The sequence below is a fragment of the Fodinicurvata sp. EGI_FJ10296 genome (genome assembly GCF_040712075.1).
Lineage (GTDB): Bacteria > Pseudomonadota > Alphaproteobacteria > DSM-16000 > Inquilinaceae > JBFCVL01.
The window spans coordinates 260,472-285,225 of record NZ_JBFCVL010000006.1; the positions used below are offsets into that span (position 1 = coordinate 260,472).

The following is a 24,754-nucleotide window of genomic DNA, read 5'->3' on the forward strand; positions in this document are numbered from 1 at the left end:
AATCATTTGACTTTTAGGTTACGGACTGCGTTCCGGTTCAATGAACCTGAACGTGGTTCGGCGGACTTATCCGGTGTGCCCGTCAACCGGTGCACGCCGTGTTCGCGCCAGCCGGGCAGATGCGGCGACCGCCAACGCCTGGTCACGGGTTATCGACACCCCGTGTGATGCGTCTTGCCTCAAAGCCGCGATTTCATTAACATTTACCCGCTTTGGTTTCGGTCAGGTATCGGGTTACAGCGCCATGCTTGCTTTTCGCGATACCAGCGAGCTTTCATGACCCAGGCGTCTGCTCTCGCCCTGATCCATCCGGTTCTCCTGCCCTCCGAGGTGCGACTTCTGCTTTTGCTGTCGCGCCCCGCCCTGTCGGCCGCGCAGCAGGAACGCGCGCGCGTGCTTGTTCGGCAGGTTGTTGATTGGCAGGCACTCGTCGACACCGCATGGCGCAAATACGTCCTGCCCCTGGTCTACCAGAACCTTGCCGCGCTGGGGCGTGGCGCGCCTACCGACGACGTATTGGCGATCATGCGCCCCCTTGCTCTGCTCGGGACGTCGGGAATGCTCCGCTGGCACGCGGCCTTCGACTGGTTCCACGAACGCTGCGTCCTCGCATCGGGCGTGCCCTATGCATATTTGAAGGGCCGCGCCCTGGCGGCCCGTTTCTATCCGGACCCGGCACTGCGAATGTTCCGGGATGTCGACATTCTGGTGCCGCCCGATCGCCTGCCCGAGATGCTGCTTTGCGCGATCAATCAGGGCTGCACAGTCTTTCTGAAAGACGAACCGGACACTGAATTTGACTTGAGCACCGAGGATAAGCTCGCAGAGTTCGTGTATATGAACCCGGTCCCGAGCGTGCTGATGCCGCAGGGATTACTGGTGGAAATCCATGGAGAGATCGACCAGCACACGAAGCTGTTCCGCACCGACGATCTTCTGCGCGATGCACAGGAAACGGCGACCCGGAACCACCGCATCAAGGTGTTGCCGGATGCCCCGCATATTACCTTCATCTGCTATCACCACACACGCCACTTGTGGAGCAAGCTCAACTGGCTCGCCGATCTCGACGCGATCTGTGCGCATCCCGAATTCGACCGGGGCGCGGTTCTGGACTATGCGCGCGCCGTAAAGCTCGACACCACGGTCGCCGCGACGCTCGAATTCCACGAACTGGCATCGAACGCGCTTCACCCGGCCGATCTCGATCGCGCGACGCCCGGCGGCGATCTGCTGCGCGCCTGCGTCGACGGCCTTGCCGGCGATGACGAACTCGAGGCGCAGATGCGTCAGGGACAAGTCCTGAATGCCTTCTCCTTCGAATGGCAGAGAATGCCGGTGTCGCGCTGGCGCTTCCTGCAATTGACGTTGTTGAAGAAGTTCAGGCCGAGTTACGCGGATTTCCGCGCCTTGCCAGGGGGGTTCAGGCTGCGTCGACTACGCTATGCGCTGGCGACCGGTTACCGGATTCCCCGCTACGCTATTCAACGGCTGCAACGGGCTCGACGGCAATGACCCTCACTGCCCGAGCGCGCCAGAGCCTGAGCCTGTGGCGCAAGCTTTACGACCTCTTGCGTTTCAGCAGCCGTGGCCTGAGCCTCGTCGTGGCCGTCCTGTTAGTTGCCGAGGCGGTCTTCGGGATCGCGCTGCTCTATTTCGTCAAGCTGCTGGTCGATGTCGTCTCCGAGCAACTCGGGGAGGGGGGCAGCATCGCGAATCCGGCGCAGATATTCCTGTATCTCGGGTTGATCGGCCTGATGATGGTGCTGGCCGTCGCCTTTCAGCGCCTCGGCGACTATGCGGGTCAGCGGCAAGGCATGGAGGTTGCGGACTACGTCGACCGCTTGATCCACGAACGCGCCATCCAGGTAGACCTATCGTTCTACGAAAATCCGCAATACTACGACTCACTGCAGCGCGCCCGTGCGGCCGGAAGCCAGCGGCCGGCGATGGTCATCACCACCCTTTCGCAGCTTCTCCGCAGTGTGCTCTTTCTCGTAGCAATTCTCGTCCTGATGGCGGCGCTGGACTGGCGGCTGGTCCCGATTATTGTGGTAAGCATGGCGGCGGCCCTGGTGGTGCGGATGCATTTCACGCGTCTGCTCCATCTGTGGCGGCATCGCCGTGCGCAGATGGAACGCCGCGCCGAGTATCTGGACTGGCTGCTGACGTCGGCCGAACACGCCAAGGAACTGCGTATAGGCCGGCTCGGGGGCGAGCTGCGCGACCGCTACAGTCGCCTGCGCCGCCAGATCCGTTCGGAACAGCTATCCATCGAAAAGCGCAAAATGGTGGCCGAGGTCGGCGCTGCGGCGGCTGCGGCGCTGGTCTTCTTCGGTGCCACGACATGGCTGGTGTTGCGCGTGATCGAAGGAACGACAGGGCTGGGCGATCTTGTGCTTTTCCTGCTGCTTTTCCGGCGCGCCGAAGCCAGCGGACGCGAATTTGTCACGGCATTGTCGGGGACCTACGACCACCAGCTCTACCTGTCGCATCTTTTCAGTTTCTTCGAGGTCAGCCCCGAAATCACGACGCCGGCACAGCCGGCGCTGCTACCGCACCCAATTCGCCAAGGTATACGCTTTCACGGGGTCACCTTCACTTATCCGGCCACCGAGACCCCCGCCCTTTCCAGCGTGGATTTCGAACTGCAGGCGGGAAAGATCACGGCCATCGTCGGCGAGAACGGCTCGGGAAAGACCTCGCTGATCAAGCTGCTCTGCCGCCTCTATGATCCCACCGAGGGCAGCATAACGCTGGATGGCGTCGATATCCGCGAGTTCGATCCGGTCGAATACCGGCGGATATTCAGCGTCATCTTCCAGGATTACGCACGCTACGCCGAAACGGTCGGTGAAAATATTCGCTTCGGTGATATCACCGTCGAAGGTGGCGATCCGAGAATAGCGCACGCCGCCGATCTGGGCGGGGGCAGCGACTTCATCCGGCGGCTTCCGAAAGGGCTGGAAACTCCGTTGACCAAACTCTTCGACGACGGTCACGAACTCAGTCTCGGGCAATGGCAACGCGTCGCGCTGTCGCGGGCGTTCTTCCCGCATTCCGAATTCATCATCATGGACGAACCCACCAGCGCCGTCGACCCGCGTGCCGAAGCCGAGCTTTTCGACAATTTTCGCGCCAGGCTGGAAGGCCGGGGGGCGCTGATCATCTCGCACCGGCTGTCCACCATTCGCATGGCCGACACCATCTACATGCTCAGTGATGGCAAGGTCCTGGAGCACGGCACCCACGAGGCCCTGGTCGCCCGGCAGGGCCGTTATGCGCAACTCTTCGAGCGACAGGCCCGGCCGTTCCGCTCTGCGAACCCTTAAGCGATGCGCAGGGGCTGGAAACGTCAGGTCCAATACCGGCGCAGCCAGACTTCGAGGCAAAGAATCTCCCATAGACCCGTCGTGCTCCCGCCGCGGGAGGCCGCTTCATACAGGGCTTGCAGCTTGGCGTCGTCGACAAAGCCGCGGGCAGCGACCTGAGAGTCGGTGATCAGATGGGTGATCGTGTCGCGCGCTCCGATCTGCAGGGCGTATTGCGAAAGCGGACCCAGCGACACCTTGTCCAGCTTCTGCCTTGCGTCTTCCGGCATCATGCCTTTCATGGCGTCCCGGGCCAAGCGCTTGTAACCGCTCGGTCGGTTCAGTTCTTCCTGCGGAATGGCCAGCACGAATTCAACAAGGCGTCGATCGCTCCACGGATCGGCATGTAGCAGGCCGTGTCGCGCATGGTTGCGCTCGAAATCGACCATGGTGAAAGCATAAAGAGGATCGAAGATAGTCTGATAACGCCGGCGCACCGAGGCGTTTCGAACCGAGGTTGGTGCTTCCACGGATGCCAGTTGTTTCGCCAGACCGGCCCGCTCGGCGAATTCGGAGCGGAGCCAGTCCGGATATGGCGGCACCTTGGGTCGGCCGATCATTCGATGCCAAAACCATCGCTGTATCGGTGCCTGGAGCCCGCTTGGTCCCCATGACATCAGCGCCGGCAAGAGCAAGTGCTTGGTGACCGATTTCGGGAACCGACGCCATGTTCGGCGGTCGGGTTTCAGCACCATCGAAAGATCCTGCCACAGTCCTGCTGTCAAGAAGCTTAGGGCATCGTAGTATACCCCCACCAGGAGATCACCACGGAAACCGGTGATCATCGTCGCGACGCCATCTGCGCGCGCGCGAGAAAGCACGCGATCATTAAGTGGGCGAAATATCAATGTCGTGGGCGCGTCTGGTGTTGGCCCGTTTTCGGGGTGGTCCGCAAGCGGAAATGCATCATCAGCCGGAACGTTGGTCGCGGGGAGGCGATAGCGATCAGTAATCAGGCGACTGACGTGACGCTCGTCACATTGCGCCAGACGCTCGAACGCATGGGAATAAGTGCGGAATTCACCAAGGCCCGCCGGATCATTCTCCAGTAGCCAGCCGGCCGTTGCCGCGACTGAGCCGGAATCCACGCCCCCGCTCAGCATCAAGCCAACAGGACGGTCACCACGCAGCCGGCAGCAGACCGCCTCCTTGAAAAGCTCGCGGAAGTGATCGGTGTATTCGCTGGCGTTGCGATAGCGGATCCGGCGGCCGGCCTCGACGTCCCAGTATCGCCAGACCCGCGTTCGTCCCTGCTGGATCGTTAGGGCATGGCCCGGGGGCAACTGCGCGATACCGCGATAGAAGGTCCGATCCAGCGCCACCGGCTGGGCGGTCAAATGCGCTGCGACCATAAGTTCGTCAAGCTCGGCTGGAACGCCCCGGACGGCAAGGATCTGGGCGATTTCGCTCGCAAAAATCAATTGGTGATCGGTCAGCCGGTAATAGAGCGGGCGCGATGACATCGGATCTCGCGCCAGAAGCAGGCGTCGCTCGGTGCGATCCCAGATGCCAAAGGCGAAATCGCCGATCAGATGGTCGACGCAGGCGCGCCCCCAGCGGCGATAGGCCGACAGGATGAGACGCGCACTGCCGGCAGCCTCTCCTCCGTCCACCGTCGATGCATTCAGCAGGTCCTGGCGATTGTCGATCCGCGCATCGGCGGCAATAACCAGCCCGCCTTCCACTAGTGGCTGGGGGGCCCGGTCCTCTGGCGTGACATGAAGCGCCAAATGACCGAGAGCGACACTGTCTCCGACCCAGTTTCCGGCGCCGTCGGGGCCGCGATGCGATCCGGCATCGAGCATGGCCTGCAGCGAGGTCCGGTTGGCCGGTCCGCCTTGAAGGTTGAGGATTCCGCAGACTCCACTCACCGGGGAACGTGTCGTCCGAGATATCGCTCCAGCGAGGGCATCGGTGTGAACCGCGCCATGTCCGGAAGTTCGCCCACCACGACTTCGCCCCGATGCTCAATCCAGGCATGTGCCTCGAAGCCACGCTCAGGGTCCTGACGGATCCCGATCCGCACCTCGCTCTCATGGCCCGCGCGGCCAAGCATAATCTGGCTGGCCAAGGCTTGGGGAAGGCAGTTGGCCTTGGGGATCACACGGCCTGCACGCTGGACCGCCTGCGCCAGGTCGTGAACCCCCGGCCCGTCAGCGCGGGACAGACCACGCCGATCCCGCGCCCGACAGGTCAGCCGCAACGCGGTTTTTAGCGGCACGAGCCACAGGGCGATGCGCACGGCCGCCAGGATCGGCACCGCACGCAGAAACAGCCGGCGCTCATTTGCCGGAGAGCGCAGAAAGCGCAAGATCCTTTGTTGCCACGAAGATGCTGCCCGGTTCATGCGACGTCCCGTACGTGTGCTTGCACCGCCTGGGGTGAGCCGACGGTCCAGCTCGTGCTTGTCTCCGGCCATCCGCATTTCAGCGCACCGTGATCAGTCGTGCGCGCGCCATGTCTTGCAGAAGCGAGACGATGTCGGCTTCGCAGCGCTCGGCGTCGACGTCATGGGTCGAGGTGATATTATCGACGATCTCGTTGACCGTCGTGGGCTTCTGAATCAGCCCCCAGACCTCGGTTCCCAGTTCATTCAGGTTGTAGTAGCGGTCAGTCTCAACCTGTAAGATTACAAGCCCTTCGGCCAGCGGCGCCGCCAGCGGCTCCGGCTTTGCTTCAACAACCGATCGGACCGTAATTGCATCCATATCTTTTTGTCGCTGCGATCGGCGCTTCTGTCAACGAAATCGGTAATGACAGCGTCATATCCATCCAAGGCGATAGATTCTCCAGTAAATACAATTTTTCGGTGAATGCGCTATTGTTCTTGCTTGATAGGCGTGTGTATGTTAACCAATCTGTTGTAGTAAGCGGATTGTCCTCCCAAGACTGCAGGCCAATCCTTCGGTCGTGTTTTGGACTATGAAACGAGGGCAATGCAATGAACCCACCTAAAAAGCCATATCACCGTCCCGTCCTTGAAGATCTTGGGACAGCGAAGGAACTGACTCGAGTCGGTCTTACGAACCCTGGCTCGGATACGGTACGTGGTCGGCCTATGGGTGGTTCAGTCATGCTGCCGGGTCCGGCACGTTGACAAGGAGAAGGCTCCCGGTGACCGCGTCGGATGAAGGCAGGCAGATTTGTTTTCCTGGCTGGTTCATGTGATCATGTCCCGCCAGGAACAGAAAGAGTCAGCTTCGATAATTTTTTAAGCGCGCGAGACGCAGAGTCGATTGCCCGCGCGCTGGCGAGCAGCTCTGTCTGGCGTGAATTTCGCGAAGCGGTCCTCATTGTACGGACCGAACCGGAAGCACGCATCGCCGTAGCCGGGTACTTCGATGATTCGGATGAGGTGCGGCTGCAGTACCTGCTTCACCGCATCCAGGATGACCTGCCGAGGCTTCACCATGTCGGCTATGATCAGGCGCAAGCTGACTGCCTGCACCTGGCCTCTCTACTGCAGGCGCGTTTCGGAAGCGCTGCCCGGGATGAATTTCAGTATGCCGCGATTCCGCGAGGCGGGCACATCGTCCTTGGAATGCTGGCCTATGCTCTCGACCTGCCCGCCGAACGCTTTACGCTCCCCGACTCGGCCCCCAACTCGCCTCAGGTCCCGCTGGTCGTCGTCGATGACTGCGCCCTGAGCGGCGCCCGATTCAAAGGCTTCTTGCCCAGGCTTGCAAGCGACAACATCATCTTCACACCACTTTATTCCCCACCGGCATTGCGCCGCGCGATCGTTGAGCGGGAGCCGCGCGTGCTGGATTGCCTGAGTGCAAATGACCTGGAGGACGAAGCGCCCGTCCGGCAAGGTGCAGGATATGCGGACTGGCTGGAATTCCAGCGGCAAAGAGGCGGCGATGGCGGCTACTGGTGCGGTCAGTACCCCCCCTTCGGCTTTGCCTGGAACGAACCGGATGTCGGATTCTGGAATCCGGTGACCAGCCGACGGGAGAAGCACTGGAATCTCCTGCCACCCGAGCTTTGCCTCAAGAACCGGATTGGCTGGGATCCCGATGCCGCGCGGATCCAGGTGAACAAGGACGACACGGGCCCCATCGTTGTCGGCAAGGGCGTGCTTTATGCCGATTTTGGCGACACCATTCTTGTCGGCGAGGCCAGTTCGGGGCGCACCCATGCACTCGATAATGTCGGGGCCGACATGTGGCGGGCCCTGGTGACAACCGGCGACACCAGACCCGCCCTTGCCGTCTTGCGCGCGGCTTATGATGTAGACGACGCCACCCTCGGCCGCGACCTCCAGGCCCTTGCCGAAACCCTGTTCGGCAAGGGGCTTCTGCAGCGGAGACAAGACGGTGACGATTGATCGAGGTTCAAGGGCGGTCGCGGCGCCGTCACTGCGACGCCATCGACTGTATGGCCTCACCATGGCGAGCGACTTTCCCTTCCGGAATCGCCTGTCGAAGGGCGATGGTGCGCCTGATCTTGTCTTCGCCCGCGTCCGCGAGGCGCCGGAGGACTTCGACCCCGATGCGCAGTTGCCGGTATATGTCAGTCCAATTCGTCCGGGTGACAGCGTGCCATTCTTTCGCATCTATGTATTGCGTGCCGGCACCCCGGACGAGGTGCTGGTACTCAACTACCCGGAGTCGGCCGACCATTTTCTTTATCTTGACCGCATCGTCACGCATCGGCGCCATCCGACCTCCGACTACCTCGTCGAGATTCAACTGCTCGGCGACGTATTCTCGGTCTGGCTGGAACGCCGGGGGGTGATCGCGCTGCACGCCTCGGCGGTTGTGATCGGCGACGCCTGCATCGGGTTTCTGGCCAGCAACAAGGGCGGTAAGACGTCGCTCGCCGCCAGCCTGATGCAGACGGACTGCCCACTGCTGACCGACGACATCCTGCCGCTCGAAGCGACGGCCGGAGGCGTGGTAGGTCATCCCGGTTTCCCGCAAATGCGGATGTGGCCCGACGTAGCGGACCATTTCCTGGCCGACTGGAGCGATGCGGAAACAGTTCATCCGGCCTTCACCAAGCGCCGCATCGATGTCTGCCCACAGCGACTGGGAGCCTTTCACGATCGGGCGGTGCGTGTGGCGCGCCTTTTCGTGCCGGAAATGATTGCTGATGACAGCCAACAGGTCGAGATGGAGCGCCTGTCCACGCGCGAGGTCCTGGCGTATTTGCTGGGCAATTCCTTCGCTGTCGATTGGGTTGACGCATTGGGGTGGCAGAAACGGCGGCTGAATCTTCTCGCCCGAACAGCAACCACGGTTCCCGTCCTGCGTTTGCGCTATCCCCGCGGTATGGATCGGTTACCGGAGGTGCGGCAGGCGATCCTCGACAGTTGCACCCAGTCGGGCTGCGCGCACCGTTAGGCAGGCAGCGCCTCCCGGTCTGGCGTAACCGAACGGTACCGCAACATCCGGGGACGCCGGCGAGAAGTTGCGATCTGCTTCAGGATCCGCTGCATTCGCCCATGCCAGCGGCAGGGTAGGGCCGGGCAGGGCAGAACCGGGCGTCTCGCAATGCCGGCCCGGGATGGTGTACTCTGGTGCCCGCGGTTCGAAGAAACCGGATCAGGCAGCAGGGAGGCCCGGCATGACGGCGGACATCATCGATTCGCATCTTCACCTTTGGGACACGGATCATCTGGACTATGGCTGGCTTGCCGCAGTGCCGCCGATCAACAGGCCGCATCTTCCAGCGGAAGCGATGCCGCTCATGCGCGAGGCCGGTGTCGAAAGTGCCGTTTTCGTTCAGGCGGAATGCCGCCGCGATCAGTCCGTCGAGGAGGTCCACTGGGTATCCGGCCTGGCGGCGCAGGGAATGCCGATTCGCGGAATCGTCGCGTGGGCGCCGTTGGAAGCTGGCGACGACGCCGCACCGACCCTTGATCGGTTGGCCGAAATACCTCTGGTGCGCGGCGTGCGGCGCCTCATCCAGGATGAGCCGGATCCCGATTTCTGCCTTCGGGAAGAATTCATTTCGGGCGTGAAGTTACTCGGTCGCTATTCGTTGTCCTTCGACATCTGCATCCGGGCGAGCCAATTCGATGCCGCCCTCGGTTTCGCCGCCAAATGTCCCGATATTCCCATGGTTCTCGATCATCTGGGCAAGCCGCCAATTGCCAGCGGCGATCTGCGGGAATGGCGGCGTCAGATGCGAGCCCTCGCGGCCATGGATCATGTATTTGCGAAACTCTCCGGCCTGGCAACCGAGGCTGGGAGCGACTGGACGGTCGCCAATCTTGACCCCTGCCTGGACGTCGCGCTTGAAACGTTCGGACCCGACCGCCTTATGTTCGGCAGCGACTGGCCAGTTTGTACACTGGCGACAACCTACCCGCAGTGGGCTGCCGTTATTAAGGAATATCTGGCGAAACTGTCAGAGAGCGAGCGCCGCGCTGTCCTGTCGGAGTCCGCTTCCCGGTTCTACCGGCTCGCCTGATACGGGGAAGCCTCATGCACGTGAATCGCGAGCGTATAACGGTGAATGCCGGCAAATCCGCGTATCATCTTGCTTTCGAGACTAGTGATTGAGATAAATGCTACTGACCGCAGCTGGCGCAGGGTGTCATCTGAAGCCGACTGCCGTAGCTGGAACGACCGGGTGGCAAAAAATGCACAGCATCATTACCCATGAAAGGAAATGGTTCATGGTTTGAGCACGAAGTTTTTTGCCCAGTATCCGTATTATTCACTATGAATCAGTTCTAAACTCCCCGATTCGGCGCGGTGTATCCCGTAAACGGTACAACAATGCTGTCCGATATTTGGCCGCCATGACGGCCTCTCGGCAGCGTCCGGGTCGGACCGTATCAATTTTTGCTTTGACATAAGGTGGCTGCGGTCATTTAATCGATCAAATGCTGGATGAACGGCGTGGTTGAACAGGGCGGCGAGGGTGCAATCCTATTGTGGTCCTCTCCGGCTACCGGCTGGGCAATAACTAGAAGAGAGCGGCTGCATGCCTGAAACGGACGATGGATTTGTCGAATTCCGTAATGTTCAGAAAAGTTATGACGGCGAAACACTTGTCGTCAAAAACCTGAACCTCTCGATCGCGCGGGGCGAGTTCCTGACAATGCTGGGGCCGTCCGGATCCGGTAAGACGACATGCCTTATGATGCTCGCCGGATTCGAGTCGGCGACATTTGGCGACATTGTCCTGAACGGAAGTGCGATCAATTCCGTGGCACCGCACAAGCGGGGCATTGGCATGGTGTTCCAGAACTATGCCCTGTTTCCGCATATGACAGTCGCCGAAAATCTTGCTTTCCCTCTGCAAGTCCGGAAGATGGACAAGGCCACGACCGCCGAAAAGGTGAAGCGTGCGCTCGATATGGTCGAGCTCGGGGAAATGGGCGGGCGTCGACCCGCTCAGCTATCGGGCGGACAGCAACAGCGGGTCGCGGTCGCCCGTGCTCTGGTCTTTGAACCCGATCTGGTGCTGATGGACGAGCCGCTGGGCGCGCTCGACAAGACTCTGCGTGAGCAGATGCAGTACGAGATCAAGCACATCCATGAAAGCCTTGGCGTCACGGTCGTGTATGTGACGCACGACCAGACCGAAGCTCTGACGATGTCGAACCGCATTGCGGTTTTCGACGACGGTATCGTGCAGCAGTTGGCGCCGCCCGAAGATCTGTACGAGCGTCCGATGAATGCTTTCTGTGCTGCCTTTATCGGCGAGAACAACCGGTTTCACGGAACCGTGGCTGAGATCAACGGCGATGAGTGCGTGGTTCGGCTTGCCGACGGGACGGCGATCAGAGCCCTCAAGGTCAATGTTGACAAGAAGGGTGATCGGACGACGTTGTCGTTGCGGCCAGAGCGGGTCGAGATCGCGCCGGAGGCTGGTACCTATCCAAATGTCGTGCCGGCTCGTGTCAAGGAACTGATCTATTTGGGCGATCATATAAGAACCCGCGTCTCCGTTTGTGGAAACGACGATTTCATTGTCAAGGTGCCGAACGCCAGCCGCCACGCAAGGTTGACGGTCGGTGATACCATCGATGTTGGGTGGTCTCTCGAAGATTGCCGCGCGCTGGACGGCTGACTCGCCTCTGTCACTCGACAGGTCGGGTAGGTTGTTCGGATCAGCCGATCGGTAAGCGGGAGAAGACTGCGGTAGGCTGTATATGGCGGGCACCAATGTGTCCGCGGCCGAGCAGCCGGGCGGGGATCGAATGCGCGATACCCGCTCACGAAAATCAATGAGGAGGCTTTATTAATGCGATCAATCGCACTTTCGACGACAGTTCTTGCGGCTGGCGGACTGCTGGCACTCGGCGCCGGTTCGGCCAATGCGCAGGAAACGAGCCTGACGGTGGTTTCCTGGGGCGGTGCTTATTCCGAGAGCCAGCAGCGCGCATACCATAACCCCTACATGGAAGCCAATCCGGAGATCGAGATCGTCAACGACGACAGCTCGGCCAATGCCCTTGCCGGTCTGCGTGCGCAGTCGCAAGCAGGCAACGTCACCTGGGATCTGGTTGACATGCTTCCGTCCGACGCGCAGCTGGCCTGTGATGAAGGTCTCCTGATGGAGATCGATCACGACGAGATGCTTGCGCCTGCGCCGGACGGAACCCCCGCTTCAGAAGATTTTCTGCCGGGCTCGCTGGGGGACTGCTTCATTCCCCAGATCGTCTACTCGACGATCATGTCGTACAACACCGACATGTTCCCGGAAGATGCGCAGCCGTCTTCGATCGATGATTTCTTCAACGTCGAAGACTATCCGGGACGTCGCGCCATTCAGGACCGTCCTGCCGCCAATCTCGAGTGGGCGCTTTATGCCGACGGCGTGGCGATCGAAGATATCTACGATGTCCTGGCGACCCCCGAAGGCGTCGATCGCGCCTTTGCCAAGCTCGACACGATCAAGGACGAACTGGTCTTCTGGACCGAAGGCAGCCAGGCGCCGCAGCTGCTCGCCGACGAGGAAGTTTCGTTTGCGACCGGCTACAATGGCCGGATCTTCAACGCCGCTGAAGTCGAAGGTCAGCCCTTCGCGATCATCTGGGACGGTCAGATCGTGGAATGGGATGGCTGGGTCGTGCCGCTCGATACGCCCAACCTCGACGCCGTGATGGACTACCTCTATTGGGCGACGGACACCCAGCGACTGGCTGACCAGGCCAAGTACATCTCGTACGGTCCGGCGCGCGCGTCCTCTGCGGACCTGGTTGGTGAGCACGAAGATCTGGGTATCGATATGGTCGAGCATATGCCGACCAATCCCGATAACTACTTCGCGCCAATTCTGCTCGATAACAACTTCTGGGCGGATTATGGCGACCAGCTGCGGGAACGGTTCAGCAACTGGATGCTGCAGTAGTCCGCTTCCGCGGTATTACTTTGACGGAGGCCGGTCCGCAAATGCGGGCCGGCCAGCGTTAAAAAATCACCCAGGTTACGACTGCCCCCTAAGGCCGGAGCTTTGAGCGGATGACGACGGTAGAGCACGCAGAAAATCAAGTCGCCGATGGCGCCGCGGCACCCAAGCTCGTCACGGCGGACGGCGTGCCGCTCAAATCCAGCCTCAAACGTGCGGAACGGCGCAAGAAGCTGGCAGCTTTTTTCCTGGTAACACCACTGCTGCTATTTATCATCGTTACTTTTATTTTGCCGATTGCCTCGATGCTGTGGCGCAGCGTCGACAATCCGGCCCTTGTCACATACCTTCCCAATACCGTTGAAGCCATCGAAACCTGGGACGGTGACGGCCTGCCCGACGAGGCGGTCTACGCTGCGATGGTCGACGATCTGATCGTGGGCGGCGAGAACCGGACAATCGGACAGGTCGCTGTTCGCCTGAACTACGAGATGAGCGGTGCAAGAAGCCTTTTCTCCGGTTCGGCGCGTAGAGCCGATGAACTTGAGCCGCCCTACAAGGAAGCGCTGATCGACCTCAATCCCAATTGGGGCGAAATATCAACATGGCGGATCATCGAGCGCGAGGCCTCGCCGATTACGGCGAGTTACTATCTTGCCGCGGTCGATATGGGCTACGGCGAAGACGGCAGCGTCCAATTTCAGGACGAAAATCGTAGAATTTATCTGCCATTGTTCGGGCGGACGCTCGTTCTGAGCATCTCGATCACACTGACGACATTGGCGCTTGGATTCCCTATCGCCTATCTGCTGGCAACGTTGCCGATGCGATACTCGAATCTACTGATGATCTTCGTGCTGCTGCCGTTCTGGACGTCGCTGCTGGTGCGAACGTCAGCCTGGATCGTGTTGCTTCAGCAACAGGGCGTCATCAACGAGATACTGGTTTCACTGGGTTTGCTGTCTGACGATAACCGCGTTCAAATGGTTTATAATGCGACAGGGACGGTCATTGCGATGACGCATATCCTGTTGCCGTTCATGGTGTTGCCGCTCTACAGCGTCATGAAAACCATTCCGCCGAGCTATATGCGGGCTGCCTGTTCGCTGGGTGCCCATCCTTTCCTGGCCTATTGGCGGGTCTATGTGCCGCAGACCGTGCCCGGTATCGCGGCGGGGGCCATTCTCGTCTTCATTATCTCCATCGGCTATTACATCACCCCGGCCCTGGTCGGCGGACAATCGGGGCAGTTGATCTCGAACCTGATCGCCCACCACATGCAGTCATCCCTGAACTGGGGGCTTGCAGCGGCGTTGGGCTCGATCCTCCTGGCCGGCGTCCTGATCCTTTACTGGCTCTTCAACCGGCTCGTCGGTGTGGAAAAGCTGAAATTCGGTTGAGCGAGAGAATAGGAACAACATCATGGCACTTCCGTCCTATACGTCGCCGATCGAACGGGTTTGGCATTATTCCTATCTCGTGATTTGCGGGCTGGTCTTCTTCTTCCTGATGATGCCGATCATCGTGATCATCCCGCTGTCCTTCAATGCCGAGCCGTATTTCACCTATACCCGCGAGATGCTCACGCTGAACCCGGAAGGATACTCTCTGCGGTGGTATCAGGACTTCTTCGGCAGCGAGCGCTGGATGTCCTCCATCAGGAACTCTCTGATCATCGGCGTTGCATCGACATTCATAGCGACGACGTTGGGAACCATTGCCGCGCTGGGCCTGTCGCGCAGCCACATGCCCTATCGTGGCCTGCTGATGGGTGTCCTGATTTCACCGATGATCGTTCCGCTGATCATCTCGGCGGCTGGCATGTTCTTTTTCTATTCATCGGTCGGTCTGGCTCAGAGCTTTCTTGGCGTCATTCTCGCCCACGCCGCATTGGGGACGCCATTCGTCGTAATCACGGTGACGGCGACATTGTCCGGCTTCGATCAGAGCCTGATCCGGGCATCGGCCAGCCTTGGCGCAAATCAGACAACGACGTTCTTCAAGATCATCCTCCCCTTGATAACGCCCGGCGTGATCAGCGGTGCCCTGTTCGCCTTTATCACATCCTTTGACGAAATCGTTGTCGTGCTCTTTGTTGCAGGTGTCGAGCAGCGAACGATCCCCCGCGAGATGTGGTCTGGTATTCGGGAGTCGATCAGCCCGACGATCCTGGCCGTTGCAACATTGCTGGTGCTGATCTCGGTGCTGCTGTTGACCACCCTTGAACTGCTGCGCCGCCGGAACGAACGTATTCGCGGCATCCGTCCGACCTGAGGAAGTCTGACGCAGGGCAAATGCGCGGTGCCGGGCAACAACGGCGCCGCGTTGCCAAATGAGGGTGGCGCTATGCCCGCGCAGTTACAATTCAGGAAGCTCCGATTTCAGTTCGTGACACCAGGCCCTCGAATACGCGTCAAGGTCGATCAGGGGCAGGGGTGACACTGGCGATTGGTCGGCATCAGATTTCCCCGCATTCATGATCAGGGTTGCCACCCCCGCCGCCGTGCCTACGCCTGGAACCGCTGGAATGACACGTCGGTCTGGAAACAGGGCAGCCACAATTCCACAATAGAGTCCGTTGCGTGCGAACGGTCCGTCAACGACGATGTCGCCCCGACCGTCGACCAGTTCAATGCAGGTTCGGGTCATCGACGCGCAATAAAGGGCGGCGAGGGCCGTCCGTCCGGCATCGGAGTCCGGCGGATTGGCGATCCGTCCTTTGGCATGCGGAAACGGGCCGCTGTGCCCGGCCAGGCTCGGCAGCGCCATGGTTCCGGAATCAATGAGAGTCTGAATGTCCTGGATGGTGGCGGCGACATCCTTGGTCGGGGAGATCGCGGCGTATTCCCGGCCCCCCATGAACCGGGCGCATGGCACGGGCTTGCCGTTGACATCGACATTGGCGAGCGTATCGCGCTTCGGGTCCAGGGGCGGCGGTTCGCCCGATTCCATGCCCGACATGGTAATGATCCAGGTGCCGGTCGACAGCACCGTGAACGGCCGTGACCGGGTCGAAAGATAGCGCAGATAAGAGGCGTTGCTGTCGTGCAGGCCGTTCAGTACGCGGCAATCCGGCATCAGGCCGGTATGCCTGGCGATATCGGCGCCGATCGGCCCAAGGTCTGCTCCGGCCGGTTCGAAGGGCGGGAATAGCGCATCCCAACCCTCGGCCCGGGCCAGCGAGGAGAATTCACCCCGGGCCGGGACCCACAAATCGGTGTGGCACCCGATTGAAGTGAATTCCGAGACAGCGCGGCCCCCCAGGCGCCGGCACCAGTACTGCGGATACAGCAGGACCGCGGCCGCCTTCGACCAGAGCGCCGGATGGGCGGTCTTCAGCCAATGCAACTGACGTCCGATATTCAGGCCGCCAGGCAGGGCGGGCGACAGTGTTTCGGCAAAGGAAGGCCGGATGCGGTCGTACTCCGCGTCACCCTCCGGACCGTCATATTCATAGTCCAGCGCCGGCAGCGCTTCGCCGCCGCTGTCGACCGGTACCGCCGCCGCCCCATGCGTGACGGGCAGGATGGCGTCGATCGCATGGTCCCGGCCGGCGCGCGACAGTGCATCAAGGACCCAGTGCCAGATGCCGTCGATGTCGAAATGCGGATAGGGCGGGCCCGGCAACACGGTGTTTGCCGTTTCGTCCTGCCACTCGGTTCTCCCGGCGGCGTCAAGGACGACCAGCTTGACGTTGGTCTTGCCGATGTCCAGCACGGCCGGGCGCCGTATGGGGCCAGCGTAGGCTGTCATGGCAGGTGAAAAACCCGGGTCAACGGCGACTGAACAGGGCTGTTGTCGTCATTGGTCGCCATGATATCGGCCATATGCGCCCACCACTGTTTCATGATCGCGGTTTCCGGCAAGGCGTCCATGGTATGGCCGTCCTCACGCTTCAACACGGCAAACAGTGTGTTCGTTTCCTCGTCCAGAAAGATCGAATAGTCACGGACGCCGGCATCGCGCAGCGCCTTCGCCAGTTCCGGCCAGATGGCATCGTGACGGCGCTTGTATGCCGCCGATTGGCCGGGGTTCAGATGCATCTTGAAGGCGATCTGTTCCATGATCTCGGTCCCGGAACTCATGAGTGGCTGCGCAGGCGCTCCATCGCGCGGCGCAGCAGGATGGGCAGCGCGATGGCGCCGATCAGCAGCAGGCCGATGAAGATCGACATGACGATGCCCGGCACATTGATCAGGCCCAGCCCGAAGGTGAACATGCCCAGCACCAGCACAGCCAGCACGACGCCGGGGATCGTGCCCGAACCGCCGAGGATGCTGACGCCACCCAGCACGACGACCGTGACGACTTCCAGCTCCCAGCCCAGCGCGATATTGGGCCGGGTGCTGCCGATGCGCGAGGTCAGCAGTACCGCCGACAGCCCGGCAAAGGCGCCGTTGAGGGTAAACAGGCAGAAGCGATAGCGGTCGACGGGGATGCCGGAGAATTGTGCGGCTGTGGGGTTGTTGCCGATTGCATAGATGTTCCGGCCGATCACGGTCCCGTGAAGCACGAACGCCATGATCGCCGCCAGGACCAGAAAGATGATGAACTCGTAAGGGATCAGACCGAACGCATAGCCCTGGCCCAGCACCCAGAAATCGGCAGGGTATTCCGACAGCGAGGTATCGCCCAGGACGATATAGGAGATGCCACGGTAGAGCGACATCGTGCCGATTGTGACGACGATCGCCGGCACCGCGAAGCGGGTGACGATCGCGCCATTCACCCCGCCGGCGATGATCCCCACTACAATGCCGATCACCGCCAGCATGGGCACACCGGCACCGGCTTCAGCCGCCAACCCCATTGCCGTGGACGCCAGGGCGATGATCGCCGCGACCGACAGATCGATGTCGCGGCAGATGATCACCAGCGCCATGGACAGGGCGATGATGGCCTTCTCCGAGAAATTGAACGTGCTGTCGGCCAGACTGTACATGTTGAGAAAATAGGGCGATATCAGGCTGTTGGCCGTCACCACCACCGCCAGCAGCCCGATCAGCATCACTTCCCATCGCAGCAGGAAATCGCCGACGGTCCAGGGCGGGCGGTCCGGTATGGCTGTGTGCCGTGACGTCATGGCGATGGTCTCTCCCCCTTACCGGAACCCGCATGGCTTTCCCGAAGGATTCTCCTGGTTCCGGATGCTTCGTCGCGGGCATTGATCGCTACGGCGACAAGGATCACGATGCCGGCGATCGCCATCTGCCAGAACGGCGACACGTTGATGACCGGCAGGGCGTTGTAGATCACCGACAGGAACAATGCCCCCAATACGGCGCCGCCCAGGGTGCCGATGCCGCCGGCGATGCTGATGCCGCCGATGACGCAGGCCGCGACCACCTGCAGTTCGAACGCCATTGCCAGTTCGGTATAGGCGATTGCATAGCGCGCCACCCAAAGATAGCCGCACAATCCGGCGATCAGGCCGGAGAGGCAATAGACCATGAACTGGCGCGCCGGCAGGTCGATGCCCAGATAGCGCGCCGCCACCGGATTGCCGCCGACGGCATAAAGCTCGCGGCCATAGCGGGTGTGGCGCAGGAAGACGTAGACCAGGGCCACGACCACCACCGCGCACCAGACCATGCTGGTCAGGCCGAGAAAGCGCATGCGGGGCAGGTTGAGGAAGATGTCGGTCATCTGGTTCGAGGTGACCCAGCCGCCGCCGGACACCACGAAAATCAGCCCGCGATAGATCGACATCGTCCCCAGTGTCACCACGATCGGTGGAATCCGGACATAGGCGACCAGAAGGCCGTTGAAAGCGCCCAATGTCAGCCCGACCAGCATGGCCGCAGCGATCAGAAAGCCGATCGGCACGCCGGGGAACTGCAGCTGAATCAACGCCGCCACCATGCCCGACAGCGCCAGATTGGCGGCGACGGACAGGTCGATTCCGCGCGTCATGATGACCAGCATCTGTCCGGCGGCGAGCATGACCAGGATGGTGCTGTCGGTCAGGACCGTATCCAGGTTCCGCTGACTGAGGAAGACCGGCGCGCGCAGGCCGATCAGCAACATCATCCCGATCAGCAGAATGGCCAGAACCGGTTCCCGCCGCTTCAGCCAGCCGGCCGGATTCCAGACGCCCGCCAGAGGTGCGGTGGTGACGCTCATGCCTCGCCTCCCGATCGGCTCGAAGGGGCGGGCCGGTTTCCCGTTGCCGCCGTGACCAGGGCTGCCGGGGTAGCGTCGGCGCGATCGAACTCGCCAGTGATCCGGCCTTCGTGCATGACGATGACGCGGTCGGCCATGCCCAGCACCTCGGGCAGTTCGGAACTGACCAGGATGATGGCCAGACCGTCGCCGGCCAGCTCGCCCATGAATTCATGGACGGCTGCCTTCGAGCCGACATCGATGCCCTTGGTCGGCTCGTCCAGGATGATGATGTCGGGCCGCGTCGCCAGCCATTTGGCGATCACCGTTTTCTGCTGATTGCCGCCGGACAGCGTCTCGACCGGCTGCGCCCACGATGCCGCACGGATCGACAGCCGTTCGCCGTACCGCCGCGTCACGTCCAGCTCCTTTCTCCGGTTCAGCAGCAACGAACCGGTGATGCGCCGGAGCAGGGGCAGCGTGATGTTGTCCTTGATCGACATCGGCAGCACGGCGCCGGCGGTTTGGCGGTCTTCGGGCACATAGACCAGGCCGGCGCGGATGGCGTCGCGCGGCGAGCGGATGCGCACCGTTTGCCCGCCGATGGTGACCGTGCCGCCGGTCATGGCGTTGGCGCCGACCAGCGCGCGCATCAACTCGCTTCGCCCGGCGCCGATCAGGCCATAGAACCCCAGGATCTCGCCGCGGCGCAGCGTGAAATCGATGTCCGCGAACTCGGTTGCGTTGCGCGCGCCGGATACGGACATGGTGACGTCGCCGATCGGCACGGTGACCTTCGGGAAGACGCTGTCGAGCGAGCGGCCGACCATCATGGTCACCAGGGCGTTCTGATCGGTGTCCTGCACCGCGCCGTCGCCGATATACTGGCCGTCGCGCAGCACTGCATAGCGGTCCGCGATGGCGAAGATCTCATCGAATTTGTGCGAGATGAAGACGACCGCCTTGCCCTCGGCTTTCAGCCGGTGGATGATCGCATACAGGTCGTCGATCTCGCGCTGCGACAGCGCGGCGGTCGGTTCGTCCATGATGACCACGCGAGCGTCGTGCGACAGAGCCCGTGCGATCTCTACCAAATGGCGCTGGGCGACGCTAAGGTTCTTGATCTGGTCGTCGGGCGAGACCGGAATTTCCAGGCGCTCCAGGATCGCCGCCGTCTGCCGTCGCATGGCGGCCCAGTCGAGCAGACCGCCGGAGCGCAGGATCGGCCGCCCCATGTAGATGTTTTCGGTGACCGACAACTCGTCGAACATCACCGTTTCCTGGTGGATCGCGGTGATGCCGGCGGACCACGCGTCTTGTGTGCCGGTCAGCACGATGGGTCGGCCGTCGACTTCGATCGTGCCGGTATCGGGCGTGTAGACCCCTGTCAGGATCTTGACCAGCGTCGATTTGCCGGCGCCGTTCTCGCCGATCAGCGCCAGCACGCTGGCCGGATAGACGTCGAGATGGACGTCGGACAGTGCCTTTACGCCCGGAAAGCTCTTGGACAATCCGCTCAGCGACAGCACCGGCGTTCCGTTGCTCCGGGTGCCGGTTGCGGAGCTCGGGTCCGACGTCGAACGGGTGGATGTTTCAGCGGTAAGCGCCACGGTTCGATCCTTAGGGTCGTCGGCGGTCGCGACCGGCCCGATACCCCCGGCAGGGGGTGCCGAACCGGCGCAGTCCATCGGGCATTTCAGGATTTGCCGGATTAGAATACGTCGACGAAATCCTGGACGTTCCCCGCGTTGTATTCGAACGGTTCGGCCATGGCGGCCTCGCCGCCTTCGCCGATCGTGATCGTGCCCATGCGCCCGGCCGGGATCTCCTCGCCTTCCGCGCCCTCGAAATCGCCGGTGGCGAACTGATAGCCGAGGTGTACGGCCGTGTAGCCGAGGTCGATCGGGTTCCAGATGGCAAAGCTTTCGACCGCGCCGGACTCGACGTGACCCGCCATTTCCGACGGCAGCCCGAGGCCGGTGACGTAGACGTCGCCAATCAGTTCTTCGTCGGCGACCGCCTGAGCGGCGGCGGTAATGCCGACCGTCGTCGGGGCGATGATGCCGCGCAGATTCTCATGCGAGCGGATCAGGCCGACGGCTTCGCGATAGCTCTTGTCGGACTGGTCGTCGCCATAGACGACGTCGACCAGGTTGAGGCCGCTGTAGTCGTCCTCTTCCAGCACGGCTTCCATTTCCTCGATCCAGATGTTCTGGTTCGTGGCTTGGGCCGTCGCCGACAGGATGGCGATGTCGCCTTCGCCGCCCAGCGTTTCGGAGATCATTTCGATCTGCTTGCGGCCGATCAGCTCGTTGTTGGACGGGTTGAGATGCATCAGCCGGCCATCGGCACTGATGCCGCTGTCGAACGATATCACCGGAATGCCGCGCTGCATGGCACGGCGGGTCGTCGGCACCAGGGCGTCGGGATCATTGGCCGACACCACGATCGCGTCGACCTGCTGGGCGATCAGGGAATTGATCGTTTCGATCTGCCCTTCGGCGGTCGGCGATGTCGGGCCGGTGTAGATGATCTCGACATTGCCCAGTTCTTCGGCCGCCTCCTGACCGCCGTCGCGTGCGGCCTCGAAGAAGTTGTTGCCGAGCGACTTGACGACCATGGCGATGCGCAGATCGTCCTGGGCTTCGGCCTGACCGTTGGCGCCGCCGACCAGGGCCAGTGCGAGAACACCGGCAAGGCCTGTAAGGGTCCTGGTAAATCGCATGGTTTCCTCCCAAAGTTTCAAGTGGTTGTGGTTGTATCGCGGGGGTTCCGTTTTCGGACTTGCCCCCCCCTTGTCGTACCCTATGCGGCCCGAAATGCGCCGCGGTCCTCCTCGCTGACCGTCGCCACGACCAGGTCGATTCCCGCATCGCTCAGCATTTTCCGGGCCGCGCGGTCGATGCCGTCGTCAGTGATCACCGCGTCGATGCGATCGAGCGGACACAGAATCAGCGCGCTTTGCTGGTGGAATTTCGAACTGTCGACCATCAGGATGAACCGGCCGGCCTGATTGATCAGCTTCTGCTCGGCCTGGATCAGCAGCGGGTCGGCTTCCATCATGCCCTGCGGGCCGATGCCGCGCGCGCCCATGAACACCTTCGACGCGTAGTAGCTCTGCGTCGTGTCGTTGCCGAACGGGCTGAGGATGATGTTCTGGTCGCGATAGACCTCGCCGCCCGGCAGGATGATCCGGTTCTCGCTGTGGGCGACGAGATCGGCTGCCATCTGAAACGAATTCGTCAGTATCTGCAGATGGCGGTCGGCCAGAAACTCGACCATCCGATAGGTAGTGGTGCCGCCGTTGACGATGATCGATTCGCCATCCTGGCACAGGGCGACGGCTTCGCGGGCGATCGCGCGCTTTTGCGCATAGTTGATCGTTTCGCTGTGCCGAAATACCGGCGCGGACAGCGGGCTGGGCGCCCCCGTGTCCTGCGTCGACCGCCTTTGGTTGGCGACCGGTTCGGCGCCACCGTGAACCTTGACGAGCTGACCCGTCGCCGCCAGCCCAACGATGTCGCGCCGAATGGTCGGCTGCGATGCGCCGCAGATTCGCGCCAGTTCCGAAACGGGGGTCAGGCCCCGCTCGGCCAGCGTATTCAGGATCAGCATATGGCGTTCACGTTGATGCATGTCGTCTCCTCACCTTGCTATCAGACTGTCATAAACGATCACGCTGTCAATCGAAAATGATCGAATAAGATCGAAACTGCGCATCGCAGCGCAACATTCGCATCCTTAATGCGCATTCGTGATTGAACGTGATTATCTCCGGCGTTAGTGTGGCACCACAGTCGCCATATCAGAGCGGCCGCCGACGTCGGCCAATCGCGCGAGAGGGAGTTCGCCCAAATGACCCAGGACACCGGCCAGGACACTCGTATGCCACCGCTCGACGATCATTGGGACGATCGCGTCGCCGCGGATCTCGATGAGCCGGGCCAGTTGCTCTACCGCTCCAATCTGCTGGGGCGCGACAAGCGGATCACCAATTACGGCGGCGGCAACACCTCGGCGAAGATTCCGATGCGTGATCCGCTGACCCGCGAGATGGTCGACGTGCTGTGGGTCAAGGGGTCCGGCGGTGATCTCGGGTCCATGGATCTGGGCGGGTTTTCCACGCTCTATCTCGACAAGCTGGAACAGATCAAGCAGCACTACCGCGGCATCGACCACGAAGACGAGATGGTCGGTTTCCTGCCCCATTGCACGTTCAATCAGAACCCGCGCGCCGCCAGCATCGACACGCCGCTGCATGCCTATCTGCCCTATCGCCACGTCGACCATGTGCATCCCGACGCCGTCATCGCGATCGCGGCGGCCAGCCGGGGCGAGGAATTGACGACAGAAATCTTCGGCGGTGAACTGGGCTGGCTGCCCTGGCAGCGGCCCGGCTTCGATCTGGGGCTGAAGCTGGAACGCCTGGCGAAGGAAAATCCGAACCTGACAGGCGTCGTGCTGGGCGGCCACGGCCTGTTTACCTGGGGTGAGACGGCCCGCGACTGCTATCGCACGACGCTTCGGATCATACAAAAGGCAGCAGATTGGCTGGCGGCCAACGAATCGGCGCCGGCGTTCGGCGGCGAACGCGTCGCGGCACGGCCGGCAGACGAACGTGCGCGCATCGCCTCGGCCCTGATGCCGGAAATCCGCGGCCTGATCGGCGCGGCGAAGGCCAAGATCGGCCACTTTACTGACGCGCCGGAAGTGCTGACATTCGTCAACTCGCAACGTCTGCACGCATTGGCACCACTCGGCACCTCGTGCCCCGATCACTTCCTGCGCACCAAGATCCGCCCGCTGGTGCTTGAGCCTGGCGCGGAAGGCCGGGTCGACGGTCTGCCGGATGCGCTGGAAGCCTATCGTCAGGACTACCGGGCTTATTACGAACGCTGCCGCCATTCCGACAGCCCGGCGATCCGCGATCCCAACCCGGTCGTCTATCTGGTGCCGGGGGTCGGTATGATCACCTTTGCCGGCGACAAGGCGACGGCACGGATCGCGGCGGAATTCTATACCAACGCGATCAATGTCATGCGCGGCGCCGATGGCGTTGACGAGTATGTCGGCCTGGACGAGCAGGAGGCCTTCAACATCGAATACTGGCTGCTGGAGGAAGCAAAACTCCAGCGTATGCCCAAGCAAAAGGCGATGGCGGGCCGGGTCGCGGTCGTGACCGGCGGCGCCGGTGGCATCGGCATGGCGGCTGCCCGCCGGTTGCTGGCCGAAAGCGCCTGTGTGGTGCTGGCCGATGTCGATGCCGAGGGTGTCACTTCGGCGGTCGAGACGCTGGCCGGTGAGTCCGGCGCCGATCGGGTGGCCGGCGTGAGTGTCGATGTGACCGACGAGGCGCGGGTGACGGCGATGATCGACGACGCCGCCCGGTTGTTCGGCGGCATCGATGTCGTGGTGTCGAATGCCGGGATCGCGTCGTCCGCGCCGCTGGATGAGACGTCGCTGGCGCTCTGGAATCGCAATATGGACATCCTGTCGACCGGCTATTTTCTGGTGGCGCGGGAGTCCTTCAAACTGATGAAGCGTCAGGGGATCGGCGGATCCATGGTGTTCGTGGCCAGCAAGAACGGTCTCGTGGCTTCGGCCAATGCGTCGGCCTATTGCACCGCCAAGGCGGCGGAAATCCAGCTTGCCCGCTCGGTCGCGCTGGAAGGCGCACCGCACGGTATTCGGGTCAACACCGTCAATCCCGATGCCGTCATCCGGGGGTCCAGGATCTGGACGGGCAAATGGAAGGAAGAACGCGCCCAGGCCTATGGCATCGGCGAGGACGACCTGGAAGAGCATTACCGCAACCGCAGTCTGCTCAAGCGCAGCGTGCTGCCGGAGGACGTCGCCGAGGCGATCTATTTCCTGGCGTCGGAACAGGCGGCGAAGTCCACCGGCAACATCATCAATGTCGATGCCGGGCATCCGCCGAGCTTTACGCGATAATCGCCGAGGTGCGACAG

The 24,754-nt window shown here is 61.8% G+C and carries 21 protein-coding genes; 11 read left to right on the forward strand and 10 right to left on the reverse strand.

Annotated elements, in window-relative coordinates:
• Positions 1–40: 40 nt before the first annotated feature.
• The 3 genes from ABZ728_RS14885 (at position 41) to ABZ728_RS14895 (ending at position 3,332) form a co-directional block, all read left to right on the forward strand.
• Positions 41–280, forward strand: coding sequence for a hypothetical protein (locus ABZ728_RS14885; protein WP_366657002.1), 240 nt, complete (start codon positions 41–43; stop codon positions 278–280).
• 65 nt (positions 281–345) lie between these two features.
• A complete protein-coding gene (locus tag ABZ728_RS14890) occupies positions 346–1,515 on the forward strand; it encodes a nucleotidyltransferase family protein (protein WP_366657003.1) in 1,170 nt (389 codons plus the stop codon).
• Positions 1,512–3,332, forward strand: a complete 1,821-nt coding sequence (locus tag ABZ728_RS14895; protein WP_366657004.1) for an ABC transporter ATP-binding protein — start codon at positions 1,512–1,514, stop codon at positions 3,330–3,332. The genes ABZ728_RS14890 and ABZ728_RS14895 overlap by 4 nt, the downstream gene beginning before the upstream one ends.
• Before the next feature lie 23 nt (positions 3,333–3,355).
• On the opposite strand, the gene ABZ728_RS14900 is transcribed toward ABZ728_RS14895, so the two are convergent.
• The 3 genes from ABZ728_RS14900 to ABZ728_RS14910 form a co-directional block, all read right to left on the reverse strand.
• Positions 3,356–5,242, reverse strand: a complete 1,887-nt coding sequence (locus ABZ728_RS14900) for an asparagine synthase-related protein (RefSeq protein ID WP_366657005.1) — start codon at positions 5,240–5,242, stop codon at positions 3,356–3,358.
• Positions 5,239–5,718, reverse strand: coding sequence for a lasso peptide biosynthesis B2 protein (locus ABZ728_RS14905; protein ID WP_366657006.1), 480 nt, complete (start codon positions 5,716–5,718; stop codon positions 5,239–5,241). Before ABZ728_RS14905 ends, ABZ728_RS14900 begins: the two co-directional genes overlap by 4 nt.
• 79 nt (positions 5,719–5,797) lie before the next feature.
• Entirely contained in the window at positions 5,798–6,079 is a 282-nt protein-coding gene (locus tag ABZ728_RS14910) for a PqqD family protein (RefSeq protein ID WP_366657007.1), read from the reverse strand.
• A gap of 647 nt (positions 6,080–6,726) precedes the next feature.
• Between ABZ728_RS14910 and ABZ728_RS14915 the strand changes: the two genes are divergently transcribed.
• The 7 genes from ABZ728_RS14915 (at position 6,727) to ABZ728_RS14945 (ending at position 14,957) form a co-directional block, all read left to right on the forward strand.
• A complete protein-coding gene (locus tag ABZ728_RS14915) occupies positions 6,727–7,701 on the forward strand; it encodes a PqqD family protein (protein WP_366657008.1) in 975 nt (324 codons plus the stop codon).
• Positions 7,691–8,719 (forward strand): hypothetical protein, encoded by a 1,029-nt coding sequence (locus tag ABZ728_RS14920; protein ID WP_366657009.1) that lies wholly within the window; start codon positions 7,691–7,693, stop codon positions 8,717–8,719. Before ABZ728_RS14915 ends, ABZ728_RS14920 begins: the two co-directional genes overlap by 11 nt.
• Positions 8,720–8,942: 223 nt before the next feature.
• Entirely contained in the window at positions 8,943–9,791 is an 849-nt protein-coding gene (locus ABZ728_RS14925) for an amidohydrolase family protein (RefSeq protein WP_366657010.1), read from the forward strand.
• Between the two features lie 519 nt (positions 9,792–10,310).
• Positions 10,311–11,402, forward strand: coding sequence for an ABC transporter ATP-binding protein (locus tag ABZ728_RS14930; protein ID WP_366657012.1), 1,092 nt, complete (start codon positions 10,311–10,313; stop codon positions 11,400–11,402).
• A 174-nt stretch (positions 11,403–11,576) separates the two neighbouring features.
• Positions 11,577–12,686 carry an ABC transporter substrate-binding protein gene (locus ABZ728_RS14935; protein ID WP_366657013.1) on the forward strand — a complete coding sequence of 370 codons (1,110 nt, stop codon included), beginning with the start codon at positions 11,577–11,579 and terminating at the stop codon, positions 12,684–12,686.
• Between the two features lie 110 nt (positions 12,687–12,796).
• Entirely contained in the window at positions 12,797–14,083 is a 1,287-nt protein-coding gene (locus ABZ728_RS14940; protein ID WP_366657014.1) for an ABC transporter permease, read from the forward strand.
• Positions 14,084–14,105: 22 nt separating this feature from the next.
• Positions 14,106–14,957: an ABC transporter permease gene (locus ABZ728_RS14945; RefSeq protein WP_366657015.1), complete on the forward strand. Its 852-nt coding sequence runs from the start codon at positions 14,106–14,108 to the stop codon at positions 14,955–14,957.
• Positions 14,958–15,041: 84 nt separating this feature from the next.
• Here ABZ728_RS14945 and ABZ728_RS14950 read toward each other — a convergent pair whose 3' ends face one another.
• The 7 genes from ABZ728_RS14950 to ABZ728_RS14980 all read right to left on the reverse strand — a co-directional run bounded on the left by ABZ728_RS14950 (position 15,042) and on the right by ABZ728_RS14980 (position 22,421).
• The gene (locus ABZ728_RS14950; RefSeq protein ID WP_366657016.1) at positions 15,042–16,436 is read right to left on the reverse strand and encodes a hypothetical protein; all 1,395 of its coding nucleotides are present in this window, start codon (positions 16,434–16,436) and stop codon (positions 15,042–15,044) included.
• The gene (gene rhaM / locus ABZ728_RS14955) at positions 16,433–16,747 is read right to left on the reverse strand and encodes an L-rhamnose mutarotase (protein WP_366657202.1); all 315 of its coding nucleotides are present in this window, start codon (positions 16,745–16,747) and stop codon (positions 16,433–16,435) included. The genes ABZ728_RS14950 and rhaM overlap by 4 nt, the downstream gene beginning before the upstream one ends.
• A 17-nt stretch (positions 16,748–16,764) precedes the next feature.
• Complete coding sequence (locus ABZ728_RS14960; RefSeq protein WP_366657018.1) at positions 16,765–17,766, reverse strand: ABC transporter permease; 1,002 nt, start codon at positions 17,764–17,766, stop codon at positions 16,765–16,767.
• The gene (locus tag ABZ728_RS14965; protein ID WP_366657019.1) at positions 17,763–18,806 is read right to left on the reverse strand and encodes an ABC transporter permease; all 1,044 of its coding nucleotides are present in this window, start codon (positions 18,804–18,806) and stop codon (positions 17,763–17,765) included. The genes ABZ728_RS14960 and ABZ728_RS14965 overlap by 4 nt, the downstream gene beginning before the upstream one ends.
• The gene (locus tag ABZ728_RS14970) at positions 18,803–20,395 is read right to left on the reverse strand and encodes a sugar ABC transporter ATP-binding protein (protein ID WP_366657020.1); all 1,593 of its coding nucleotides are present in this window, start codon (positions 20,393–20,395) and stop codon (positions 18,803–18,805) included. The genes ABZ728_RS14965 and ABZ728_RS14970 overlap by 4 nt, the downstream gene beginning before the upstream one ends.
• Positions 20,396–20,496: 101 nt before the next feature.
• Positions 20,497–21,510, reverse strand: coding sequence for a rhamnose ABC transporter substrate-binding protein (gene rhaS, locus ABZ728_RS14975; protein WP_366657021.1), 1,014 nt, complete (start codon positions 21,508–21,510; stop codon positions 20,497–20,499).
• Between the two features lie 80 nt (positions 21,511–21,590).
• Positions 21,591–22,421: a DeoR/GlpR family DNA-binding transcription regulator gene (locus tag ABZ728_RS14980; protein ID WP_366657022.1), complete on the reverse strand. Its 831-nt coding sequence runs from the start codon at positions 22,419–22,421 to the stop codon at positions 21,591–21,593.
• Positions 22,422–22,640: 219 nt separating this feature from the next.
• Between ABZ728_RS14980 and ABZ728_RS14985 the strand changes: the two genes are divergently transcribed.
• Positions 22,641–24,737 (forward strand): bifunctional rhamnulose-1-phosphate aldolase/short-chain dehydrogenase, encoded by a 2,097-nt coding sequence (locus ABZ728_RS14985; RefSeq protein WP_366657023.1) that lies wholly within the window; start codon positions 22,641–22,643, stop codon positions 24,735–24,737.
• The last annotated feature ends 17 nt before the right edge of the window (positions 24,738–24,754 follow it).